General features: G+C 46.1%; 5 protein-coding genes. 1 reads left to right on the top strand and 4 read right to left on the bottom strand.

Features of this window, described 5'->3' with window-relative positions; all coding sequences use genetic code 11:
• Positions 1–9: 9 nt before the first annotated feature.
• The 4 genes from V6F78_RS00435 to V6F78_RS00420 are packed head-to-tail and all read right to left on the bottom strand — an operon-like array spanning position 10 to position 7,728.
• A complete protein-coding gene (locus tag V6F78_RS00435) occupies positions 10–492 on the bottom strand; it encodes a hypothetical protein (RefSeq protein ID WP_047292751.1) in 483 nt (160 codons plus the stop codon).
• A 40-nt stretch (positions 493–532) separates the two neighbouring features.
• Positions 533–3,505: a hypothetical protein gene (locus V6F78_RS00430; RefSeq protein ID WP_169858793.1), complete on the bottom strand. Its 2,973-nt coding sequence runs from the start codon at positions 3,503–3,505 to the stop codon at positions 533–535.
• 49 nt (positions 3,506–3,554) lie between these two features.
• A complete protein-coding gene (locus V6F78_RS00425; protein WP_332726433.1) occupies positions 3,555–5,900 on the bottom strand; it encodes a hypothetical protein in 2,346 nt (781 codons plus the stop codon).
• Positions 5,901–5,940: 40 nt separating this feature from the next.
• On the bottom strand, positions 5,941–7,728 hold the full coding sequence (locus V6F78_RS00420) for a hypothetical protein (RefSeq protein ID WP_094990748.1): 1,788 nt from the start codon (positions 7,726–7,728) through the stop codon (positions 5,941–5,943).
• A gap of 304 nt (positions 7,729–8,032) precedes the next feature.
• Here V6F78_RS00420 and V6F78_RS00415 point away from each other — a divergent pair, with 304 nt between their 5' ends.
• The gene (locus V6F78_RS00415; protein WP_332726432.1) at positions 8,033–13,039 is read left to right on the top strand and encodes an RHS repeat domain-containing protein; all 5,007 of its coding nucleotides are present in this window, start codon (positions 8,033–8,035) and stop codon (positions 13,037–13,039) included.
• Positions 13,040–13,170: the final 131 nt, after the last annotated feature.

Genomic DNA, 13,170 nt, shown 5'->3' with positions numbered 1-13,170 from the left:
AAATAACGACTACTCAGAGCGTATTATCTCCAAGCAGGACCATTTACCTCCAATAGTGGCACCAGGGGCATGCATTTCAATTAACCTCAACCCAGGTGCAACAACAGCCCCCTCTTCAAAAGATGGAATATTATCAAGTCGAATATAATCTGTACTGACCTCATACTTTATAGTTTTAAACTTAAAATAAAAATTCTCATCCTTTCCACAGTCCCCTGCATCCGCCACGATAATGGTCGCAGCCGACGGTACATTGTTCAACTTAAAACTATAGAGTTCATTATTCCTACAGTCATTACCCTGCTCCAGCCTATGCTTCCCTGTCTTAAAAGAAAAATAACAATCTCTATTATCATTCTTATCAAAAAGTTCTATCGTCCCATCTTCAGCTTTTGTTTTCACTATTGATGATTCATCCACCGCCGTGCATGCCACAAGCCCTACCATCAGCGCCAGCGCCAGCGCGAGCCCTGGCATTAATAAGTTTTTCATCTCATACCCTCATCTCAGATAACATAAGTACTTTCGAGTATTAATTACTCAAAAATCTAAGTGCCAAGTTTTGCCGATCATGCATGTTCTCTGGTGGAAAACTTACTTCCATAAGATACCAACATCCATATTGGTCCATCACATTGGCATAAATTGGACTGTACAAGGCATCACGCACTATGAGGGCATCGCCCTCTTTAGCGTCACCATAACGTACATCATCTGTACGGTGCATGCTAAATATGATCCCTCCTACAGCGGCAGGTTTTTCCACCGGAATTGTCAGCGCCCCCTCCTTTGTCACTAACAGATTCAAATCAGGATCAAACTGCAATTGTTTAGTTCCTGGTTCGCCCTCTGATATGCCTTCCAGCAGGGCAGGGCTCCACGCATACCCGGTATAACTGAACATTGTTTCTTCTTGAAGCCTCGACTCCCAGCGAACGGTAGATTTACGAGCCCTGTTGTCACTGTCTTGGTTGGTCGCAAACTTAAAACTCGCGACTTTTCTGTTGAGAAAATTAAACTCGTAATAGGCAATAGTGTTCAATTTAAAATCGTAGTCTTCTCCAGGTTCGGGCTCTACAGCGCGTGCTAATTCTGACCCTGTGGCCGCTACTGAAGCACCAGGCGCTAGTCGTGTGCCATCATCGATCTCCGTTCTCACGAAAGTGAATTCACTCTCTTGCACAGTAGGAATTTCTATCGGGTTCAGCGTTACCTTACCTAAACTGTCATTCAACTCATTTGAATACCAGGTTTCATCAAGACTTCCGCCGACGAACATTAGGTGAAAGGTGCCGTTCTCTTTTGACGGTGCCGTGGTATGAACATACATTTCCAGCCTTACAGTACTCTCCTCGTCCAAAGGTACAGGTAGATATGGGGCTGACAAGGAAGCTTTTGAAGCAGGAAACAGATGAACACTATTAGCAATAGTATGCGTCGCCCACTTAACTGAAGACCCGGGAATGATACCTGACTGCAAAGGTAACAAAGGTTCAACTTCGGACCCATTGCTAAATAAAAGTCTCAGCGTTTGTAACTCTTCTGCAGTGGGGCGAATGAATTCTACGCCTACTTTGTTAGTCTCAATGACTACCTGCAACTTGATTTGCTGCAATCCATTGCGATAAGCGTATCCAGTGTCTGCCAACCCCCGATTACTGTCGAGCACCCTCACGCTGAATGTCTTCAGGTCTTTCCATTCGGCACCATCTTCAAACCGATCAAGCTCTACCGTGCTATAGGAGGTCCTCGTAAAACCTTGATAAACCCAATCACACTTAACAATAGAGACAGACTCCGTAACCGTATCAGGCGCGGTAAACTCGCCGACTGTTGGATCTTTAAACTCACCTTCTCCACTGATGACACTCCATGTCTTAGTACCTACACCGGTATCATCAGCGATTTCGAAGAGCTGCGACGCAGATCGTTTCATGTGACGGACATGAGCAGGGGAAACGCGACTCGTAAGGTAATCATTAAACAACATCACCGTTGAGGACGCTGATTGATTAGTAGACGCATCGTAAGCGGTGATGATTTGGACAGTTTCGAAATCGGGTTGTTCGCCAGTCGGGGGGGTATAGATCGCGGTATTGACGGTAGGGAACTCCAGTGTGCCGACATCAGGCCGTGACAGGGTCCACGTCAACTGTGACCGTGAAGTAGTAGTGACACTTAATTTTATCGGTTTAGGGTTGAGCTCAATAATCCTACTACTGAGTTGAGGGGCCACCACCATATTATCGACAGAAACTGTCACACCGGCAGAAACAGTGAAGACCCTGTCCTCCCGATTTACCGTTCCCGTAATGACAACCCGCACTGAGTCATGTCCAATATATGCCTGATCAGGAGCAGTATAGACACCACTTGAGCTTATTGAACCATCCCCATTTTTAGTGCGGCTATTCAAACTTTTTGCTGTCCATACCACCCCGGTTACGGGTATACCTTGAGCGTCTAAAAGTTTGAAAGCTTCAACTTCACCCGCCTGCAATGTAACAAATGTAGGTTCAATTGTTAACTGAGTGCTTTCTGGATTTACATTACCAAAATTGACATAGTCATGAGGAACCGCAGTGTCCTTACTTTCAAACACGTCAGCGCCAGGATACAACAAACTACTTAATTTAGAGATCTGCTCATCCCCAACATACTTTTTCCATTTTTCTGCCACCACGATGGCTGCTGAGTAAATATTAGCCCCCCCCTCCTCTTCGTCGTCAGGAATTAAGTAAGGAAAACCTGACCCCTCATTAGGCAACAGCCCTTTTTCTTTATCCCCAGCTACCCTGATAAAAACCACCACACCACCATCCCCGTAATTTGAGGCGGCTATTTTTTCCGCTCCGGGGGCACGCTGAGTCAAAATCGCGAACTCTTTAGGGGCCAAAGGATCATATTCACTGACATCCAGCATTCCCAGAACAAAGACGCGCTGATAGACAGGCAAACGCTCGAAGTATTCTTTAAATGCAGCACCTATTGCCACTTGATCCAGGTAATCCGGTAAGACATCACAACTAAAATTGACTCCCTCTTTTAAATCCATCATGACCAGGCCATAATCATTGATAGAACCCGCAACCACGGATAATTTAATACGAAGTTTTAATTGATAGCCTTGTGACTCTCGAATTCTGAGACTCGTTGCTACTCGCTCCACCCTTTCGCCCGGTTGCATCATCAGCACAGTGCCAGACACTATATTCATAGTGACAGTCGCATAAGACTCATCCAGCGAAGCTTCATCGGCAAATGACAATAAAGGCTTGCCCAGCATAATCGACTCAAGCTGTACAGTGGCCGAAGCATTCCCCTCAAGAGTCACAGCACCTTTAAATGCAGGGATAAAACTATACCCTTCCAAACGCGAGATGTATTGCTGCTCTAAGAAGCGATTAATTCGCGTGCGATTGAATACTGTTATCGCCCCCCAACCAAGCGTTACTGATTTGCCAGCCATTTGACTCAATATTTCGTTGCGAGAGTTAATACCCATTTCTATCACCTGTCACTGACTACCTGAGGATTGAACAACCAAGGCCTTTTTACTCGCCACCCACATAAGGACTTAGCGGCAATGGAATAAGAATATAAGAATGAAAATCCATCCCGGCAAATGACGTGTTGCAACCGATCAATGCAAACGGTTCATTTAGCTTTTGATCTTGTGTATAAAGACCAGTATCACTAATAGTGCCCGAACCATTTAACAAGACATTGAATTCAGTTAAAGGGGTCATATCCTCTTTATTCATCTTGCATTCCAACTGAACAGTGGTTGCAGTAGATGAGCCTTCCTTCATGGCAGAATTAATACTGACGCCATAATTTAAGACGATTATCGCACGCTGCTCAAAACCCTTGCTATCTGTCAAAATAATTTCATCCACTACGTATACATCCTCTACGTCGTCATAGGGCCGTGGGGTGTATTCATTAGTGAACCCTTCTTCTGCGGATAGCGTGCCTTCTGTACCGGTTTTTTTAAGTGACCATCTAGGCGGTATACCGTCTGCTGTATTGGCTGTGAGCGTAACTTTATCACTGTCAACCGGGTTTTCACTGACCACTCTTACAGTCACCAAAGGGTTAACGGTAATCGACTTTTTCAAAACGCTTACCAACGCATAGGTTGTGTAACTTCCCTGTGTGGCAATAACACGGACACGTACTTGTGAGCCTTGGTAATCAACCAGATCAGGCGGGGTGTAGAGACCGCTAACCGAATTAATACTGCCAACATACTGAGGTTCACCCGACGCACTTTCCACCGACCACGTGACACCGGTAGCACCCTCAGGCGTAATTGCAAACTGCTGGGTATTGCCGTTTAATGTCACGGCCTCCATAGGCGTTATTTCATAGGCTGCTTGACTCGGACCCACGTCACCGAACATCACCAAATCATTGGGCAGTTCACAAGAAGACAATGAGATGGTGTCTTCGTTTTTGAACAGAATACTTTCAAGAACAAACGTGTTCAATTCGGGCAAATCAGAAATAACGTTAACGATTGAGCTTGTTATTATGCTCTCAAGCTCAGGTAAATATTCATCCCTGTAACGTGGGCACAACTCAGTGATGGCGCGACTAAATTCAGGGGTAGCCGCTGGAATATTTGTACAGGTAATTTCTCGCCCCCACGCCACTGTACCATCCCACACATCAGAAGCAACCACACCACTTCCATCCGATTTCACGATGTATTTAACCGTCGTAAACCCTGTCCAACTCTGATCAATAACTCCCCTCCATGTGCCACCCCATTGATCAGGAAATCCTGCAGACGCACTAACCGAATTTTGATCGAGCCATTTCGCATTCAAATTACCATTTTGGACATCAACCGTTAAACCATGTTTATCCAAAGAGCCTGCAAAACTAAACTCCTGCCCTCCAATCTTTACAGGAAGTGTCGAGCCATCTATTACATAATTATATTCTTTAGCTTCCGAAACACGACTACCCGAAATGACATCCAGTCTATAAACATCGCCATCCGGTACCACGCGAGATTCGGCCGATGAGTAATTAACCAATATTTGGTTGCGAACAACTTTATCGAGTAGTGTTTTCTGTCCTAATATAATAACAGCAGAGTCACGCTCCGTTAAATATTTAAAATCCTCGGGCAGCGTACTGCCTGCGACATCTCCCTCCATGCTCACACAGATGATCAACTCACCATCAGCAATCTCTGCAACGCCTTCGCGCTTATGTACCGCAAGCTTAACGATTGCAGGCTTCAAATACTTATTTTTGCTGGTATCAATCCGACTTAAGACCCACTTTTTTTTCTCAGGAGGCACCTCACATTCAAAATAAGCTTTAAACGCGTTACCTACATCAACTTGATCAATGTAATTTTCATTGACATCGACAGAAAATTCGGTTCCCGTTGCGATATCAAATATGACTTCATTTTTGTCATTAACAACTCCTGTTTCCAAGTTCATGATCATTGACAGTACTTGACCGTCCAAAGGGTCAAGCACAGAGATAGAAGTGACAATGCCTTTTGCCGCTACCGTCTTGTAAGACCCTGCGATAATAGGCAGTCTTATGACACAGCGGGGCTCACCTTCAATATCAGTGTTCTCATAATTTTCAAACGACATTAACGGCGCGTCAAATTCATACCCATATAACTGTTTAATTTCCCCCCCCCCTGGAACATCAATATCAACAGGCAGCATCACGGAGTCGCTATTAAATCGACTAATATACTCCTGCTTCAACATTTTATTGGCTTTTTGGCGATCATACGCTAAGATTGCCCCCCACCCATAGGTTCGAGGTGTTTCTTTTAACCACGCCATCAACTGTTCTGATGCGTCAGGTGATGCAGGTTGTTTATTCAAGTTACGCGCCGCTCTAAATACCTTACTCATATCATTGCTACCTTCAAATAGGTGATAGAAGAATGCACATTCATTTTCTAAGCGTTAACGTCAGCACACGAAAAGGTAAATAGGTATCTCCTTCATCAAAACTCACCTGAGTGCTTATAGTGAACGTTGAATTAAGCGTGACTTGTGTCAAGAAATCCCTTGATAAGACAGCACTGAATCGGCCCGCGCCGACATCGTCCTCATGCACTTCAACTTCTTGACACAAATACTCTTGAATATGGGGTTCACTCGGGCCTCCTTTTGCCTGAATCGTGACACGCTGACCGGCCGCCATAAACTTCCACTTATTCAGTACAAATGGAGCTCCAGTGGCGGGCACCGAGGCCAAAGACAATGCATTAGCGTCACCTGGCAGTTCATGCTTCAACAGTGGGAACTGGTGACTTGGCAAACGATTAACTTCAACATTGAAAAAATCTGAATAATAAATTTCACCTTCCACCTGAGTGGATTCAGGTGTCACACTGTAGGCCACATTGATACGCTTACCCATGAAAGGTGCAATGTACTCAAGTGGCACATGAAACTCTCTTGGTTTATCTTCGTAGGCCAGACCTGTATAAGCAGCTACGACTCCGTCAAAGGCCCACTCTACGTTTACCGTATCGGTCATATCGATAATCGCAGCATCAGGAATAATGACATCGATACCATTCACCGACCCTTCAATCGCATCGAACCAAAACTGGTCATAACGGTCCGGGTAAGCTGTTTTCACCATGGGGGCTATCAGGTCACGTTTTTGCTTTATCGCAAGCGATAAAGCATTAGAACTTCTCGAGAACTTAGGACGCCCCCACTGATAAAAAAAATCTACTGACTGCCAATTATTAGCGACTAACCAATCTGAGTCAAAGTGACACTCCAACCGCCCACTATCAAGGTTCGAGGGGTCTACACGCAGTGTGCGTAGCGCACTAAGTGCCTGCAAACTGCTCACGCCATAAACCCTTACATCGTCACCTATCCGCGAATGCTCTAACAAAGGCACGCTCACGGTAATTCCTGACTTATAATCGTGAGGATTGAGCTCTACGCCACTGAAATCATTGATTGTCGGAGCCTTCAGTAAACTCTCACTTGAAGGGATAATTTCAAATCGTTGCTGAATAGCATACGACACGCCTAGGAGTGAAGGTGCTTTGTATTCTACGCAATAATCCAAGTGGCCATAACCACGTTCTATAAAATCAAAATAGGTCTTTTCGATAACGCATGTTAATGGCTGACCGATATCTTTCAGCGTTACCTCGTACTCACAACTGAATCTCGCATCAGGCGAACCGTCTTCCAAGTATCCTTCCCACGTAAAGGTGACTATGTCACCTGCGGCCATTGCTTGATAAGGCAAGACGGTGACAGTCGCACCCGTCCCAGGGATGTCATCAACATCAATACTTAACGCATTAGACTCCGTAATGTGAGCGCAGGGCAGCTTTTGTGCAGGGCGTTTACCGACATAAATAACCAATCGCTTGGACTCTGGCTCATGGTCAACTTCACCCTGAAGTTGAACGGCATAGGAATAGAAAGCCCAGCCTTGATCAAGTGGAACAAGAAGATTATTGGGTACACTCACAGGCATACCCTTGCTAAAGTCTCCTTCGACGTCTACCCCAGAACGATCCCGATCAAATACCTCGCCCGAGGCACTGCACCCGCGCCAATTAGGCCATACTGTATCGCCCACCTTAATGCCTTCATACCATACGTATGTCTGCAAATCGGCTGTCCCTAATGCAACCAGATCCAGTACATTTTCCGGATCCAGACTATTGATAATAGGTTGCGGGTATCTATCAGCCACAAGAGTTACTCCACGAAAGCACGCTAAGCAAGCGGGCATGATGAGTCATGTTTTTTCTTCAGCAATCGCTGTGGGTATTTTTTACACCTCACGATGCTCCTTGCCTACTATCAGAAGTACTAGGTTCGCTTGAGATAAAGAGCTGCTACGCTGGTTGAAATCCCCCACTAAAAAAGACTCTGCGTACCGGGTACCTGCACACAGCTGACTGTCTGCTTTGATTTTTATCGAATACGGTTATTGCATTTCATTTTTTAGGTCGTCTACGTCTATTGATTCACTTTTTAATAAGGAAACTTAACCCATGGTCGCTTCTACAGCAGTGCATTCAAATGCATTCAACTTTTTAGGTGCGCTACAAAACGGGGTTGATCCTCGCACCGGCCAATACACTATTACGGTAACGCTACCTGAACTTAAAACCTATTACTTAAATGGTCCAACCCTCCCTCTGGCGATTGCATTCAGTCCACTAAGCCGGATTGATCGTGGTTTTGGCTATGGTTGGAACTTACAACTCACTGAATATGATGTCACCACACAAATTATTTCATTACATACCGGAGAGACTTATAAAGTTGAGGGTTGGGATCCAGAAACAGCCCGCGCAATCATCCCTGAGCAAAGGCTAGATACCTTTCATCTTTATGACCAAGGCAACAACACTTACCGTCTCATGCATGTCTCTGGGGAAATGGAAATATTAGTCAATCAAGGCACCCTTGCAGTGCCTGAAGAGTATTACTCCCCCCAAGGACAAAAAATTATATTGGCTTATACTGACTTCAATGGCTACCCGTTGCTCGCCAGCATCACGGATGCGAACGATTTACTTGTTCTATCAGTAACACGAGAGTCTGGAAGCAGCCTGATAGATATTGAGTTGTATCCATTTTCTGCCGAGGGCGGGACACCCGTTGCACGTTACAGTTTGGAATTAACAGGCGATGAGAGTCGGGTCACACAGATCCATTTACCCTCTGACGATAAAGCCAAGTGGGAATTCACTTATAAAAATGTCTTTGAATTCCTGTGCATCGAAACTGTAACCTCACCCGCTGGCAGCCGGGAAGAAATCACCTATGACGTACAGGGGCATGAGCACCCGGATCCTGGTGCTCAACCTCTACCCCGGGTGTTCAAACATGTCCAATTCCCGTTTTTTGACCAACCGCCAATAGAGCACCATTACACTTACAGTACTGAGAATTTTTTAGGCTTCGGCGCGGGCAGCTTTGAATGGAGCGATGATGGGTATGACAACCTATATAAGGTATTACACGACTACACCTATCACAGCACCCAAACACTAATCGTCAATGAGAGCCCTGTGCTCACCCAGGCGCGCACGTTCAATCGCTATCACCTGTTGACACTAGAGGAAACAACGCAGAACGGTCATGTGCATCGCGTCATCTCAGAATATGCGATTAATCATAACCAACCTTTTCACCAGCAAGTCGCCTATTGCCAACTGCCTGTCAAAAAGAAACAAACGTGGTATCAGGCAGCTGATATTAACCAGCTGCGCAGTAGCACAACTTATAGCACCTATAACAACAGAGGTCTGGTAACGAGTCATACCAAAGAAACAGGCGAGGTGGAACATTACACGTATTACAGCCCGGATGGAGAAGACTCAGAGGGTTACTATTGCCCCCCCAATTCGGAGGATTTCGTGCGATACCTGCGTGACAAAACAGTCATTCCAAGTGTCGGCCAACTTGGTTCATCGGCACCTAAACTACTCACCCGCTTTTCTTATACATCGCTGAATTCACTGGCTTACGAGCTAATGAGCGATTACATCTTAGGCTGTGAGGAGACACTATTCGAACTTAAAGAAAACACACAACTTGAATTGCAGAAGACATTAACCACTTACATTGATGATACCAGCGATCCCCTACAGCACGGCCGTTTGAAAAATAAAACCATCATCGCTGACACCACTGCCCTAGCCACTGAATACGAATACGAGCTCGACAATGACCCCACTCTCTTAGTCGTGACCCAAACTGATCGCACTGACGTGCTTGATCAAAAGCCACTGAGCAAGACGTTAATCACCAAACTCTCCATCTTTGATGCCGAACCACGCCAAATTATTGATAACTCAGTTGTTCAAACGTATCGTTACGACAGCTTAGGCAGGCTGACTCAGGAAACGATTGCACCCGGCACAGATGTAGAAGCCTCTAAATTTTACAGTTACACCCTGAGTATTGAAGGCTCTCAGCCCAAACAAGTAATTTTAAATGTTGACGGTGTTGAGACACACACTTATTTTGACGGACTTAATCGTGCCGTCCGTGAATCTCGTTTAGACCCGACTGCTGGCGTTTTTGCCAACGAGGAAGTCCGTACTTACAGTGCCCATTACGACGCTCAGGGCAATTTGATTAAAGAGTCCGTTTATGATTGGCTGGACAACAATGAGCATGTATTTTCTCGGACATTCGACTATGACAACTGGGGCCAGCAGTATTCTGTCACGGCACCCGACGGTACGCGTACGGTAACGTGTTACGACCCTATTGGTATCAATGTAGGTGCCCCAGCAGTTAAACACCCTACAGAAACTCACTACCTACAATGTGCTGCTGAGCCTACACTTATCAGTGGCTTAACCGTCACCGTACTGAATGCCTATGAGAAACCTATCCGCATTGAGTCGCTTGCTACCGACCGTAAACTGTTGGCCATTAAAATGTTCGCCTATGATGGTTTGGGACGTTGCATTGAATCTAAAGATGAGTCTGACCGCGTCACACGCTATACCTACGACAGCCGGTCACGCCTACTGACTACTACACTCTCGGACTTGACCGTGGTCACCAACACTTATGCTCCGCACCCGCAACAAAGCCTGCATACGTCGATCTGGATAAACACCAATAACAACTTAATACCGGCACAGTGTGTGGGTGCTCAACAGTTCGATGGATTTGGAAGAATCCGCTCCAGGACTGTTGGGACACTGACTGAGCTTTATCATTATGTTGAGGGTCAATCTCAAGTCAGCCGCTTAACAAAAGCCAGTGGCAAGACTATAGATTACGACTACGATCTGCGACTGACAACTCAGCCCACACTTATTCAGTCCAAGGATGAAGGCGAGATGTTTTGTCGTTTCGACTATAACCAACTCAACGCCTCAATGACTAAAGCCAGCACTGCTGATGGCGCGACGCATTACGAGTATGACAATCGTAAAAAGCTTATTCGGGAAACGCATTCAGACAGTTCTGGCCATGAGTTGATCACGCAGTATAGTTATACTATTAATGGTATGCCGCTGACTAAAACTGATAATACAGGGATGGTAAAACGGTATTCTTATGACCCGTTTGCTCGGCTCGCATCTGTAGAACAGTCTCAAAACGAAAATAATAAATCGCTGAGTATCACCTTCACTTACAACCGTCTAGGACAACTTTGGCGCTCGATCACTTTGGACGAGGCTGCCAAAACAACCCTTCTTGTCGAGCTAGAATATGACGATCAGGGTCGTGAAGTTCTACGTACTCAAATGCTAAATGCTCAAGCTCCAGACACTTTCTCACAGCGTTGGTTACCCAATAATCTGTTAGCTCGTCGCGAACGCACAGTCGCCGGTATTTCGCAGCTCTTGGAAGAATTTGAATATGACGCTAAGGGACGCCTGCGTAAACATACCTACAAGGGGCCTGCATTACCCAAAGATCGGTACGGACATGACATCACGCGTCAGGTATTTCGATTTGATGCCCTCGATAATATCCAGCGCTGCTGGACAACTTTCGTCGATGGACAATCAGATCTGGCCCTATTCACTTACTCACCCGATGATGCGTGCCGCCTGCTAAGCGTCACTCATGATCATGCAAGCTACCCGGCCCATCAGGCGTTTACGTATGACGCCGATGGCAATATGGAAAACGATGAGCAAAACCAGCACTTGGTTTATGACACGCTAGGTCGTTTAGTGCGCGTTGAAGCCGCCGGCACTGGGCAACCAGTCGGCAGATACCGTTACGATGCGCACAATCATTTGATTGCCACACAAGTAAAAGAGCAGTCTGAAACCTTGTGTTTCTACGAAGGTAATCGTTTGAGCCTGGCGGTACATGAAGGCATCAATACCCATCTGCTTACGGTTAATGAGCAACCCGTTGGCCAGCAACACAATGGGGATGAGACTAAAACACTGATACTACTCACTGATGCTAGCCACAGTGTCGTGGGGGAGTGTCTCAATAACGAACTCATAACCGCTACTTACACTGCCTATGGAGAACGCAGTAGCGAGCAAGCGCTTCAAAGCATAATGGCCTTCAACGGTGAAGTACTGGATGAGGCCAGCGGCTGGTACTTGCTGGGCAAGGGTTATCGCGCTTACAACCCGCAGCTGATGCGATTTCATAGCCCAGACTCCCTAAGCCCATTCGGTGCTGGTGGCCTAAACCCTTATGTGTATTGCCTGGGGAATCCAATCGCTTTGCAAGACCCAACAGGCCACGCAGGGTCGGGTCGTAACATACGACCTAAAGCTAAGAGACCCACATCGGGTGCGGGAGTGATGCCATGGTTAGGTATCATCATTGGTGTACCACTTTTAATACTCGCCGTTGCCGCAACGATATTTTTCCCGCCGGCTGCTGCAGTTGCTGCGGCTGTAGCCGCCAAGATAGCTGCGGGTTTTTCTGCTTTAGCAGTTTCTGTTGGCGTCGGTGCGCTGGCAACGGAAATGGTAGCTGGACATTTGTACGCGGCAACTTTTATAATGACAAAATTTTTCGTCGGACTGCTTCCGCTCACCGGTGTCCTAGATAAAGCTGTGTTTGGTATTGATGTGGCGTTGACTCTAGTTGAAGGGTCTTTAGTCGGAGCGAGGCAATATCGTGTTGTAGGCGCACTTAATACGGCTAATTGGTTGCTCTTACCAGCAGGTGTATTAGCAAGTGTGTTCAGTGCTGCTGTACGAAAAGCCTCCAGAAGGTCTATATACCTCCCGATTAATCAAATGACTGATCAAACAGATAATGCCTCTTTAATGACCCTACGAGAAGGTGATAGCGTTGACAACATTATTTCATCAATATCTGATCAAAGCGTCCCTCCGCCGTTGCCTGAAACTGTGCCCAGCTATGCCTCGGGAGCAGAAGTTTTATTCGAAAGGGTAAATACCAACACTGTTACAAATAAAAGACAAGACTCGGAGACTCCCATTACCAGCTCTGCGGCCAAATCATGGCCAGCTGTAAATATAACAGGTATCACTGCGACTACTGGCGTAGATTGGAGGTACACAAGCACTACCCGCTTGTAATAGAAGCTCATCAATGCCCCATGCTCAGGTGCCCTCAGTGCATCCAGAGCATGGGGATGCTATCCAGTTGTCTTTACTCCTCACCGCAAAAATGAGAGTTCTCTCATATCTTCCGCCCGCTCATCCATTCA

Origin of the sequence: Pseudomonas sp. ESBL9, from assembly GCF_036668715.1 — a bacterium.
In the GTDB taxonomy this organism is placed as follows: Bacteria; Pseudomonadota; Gammaproteobacteria; order Pseudomonadales; family Pseudomonadaceae; genus Aquipseudomonas; species Aquipseudomonas lundensis.
This window is presented reverse-complemented; position numbering and strand designations above follow the sequence as displayed.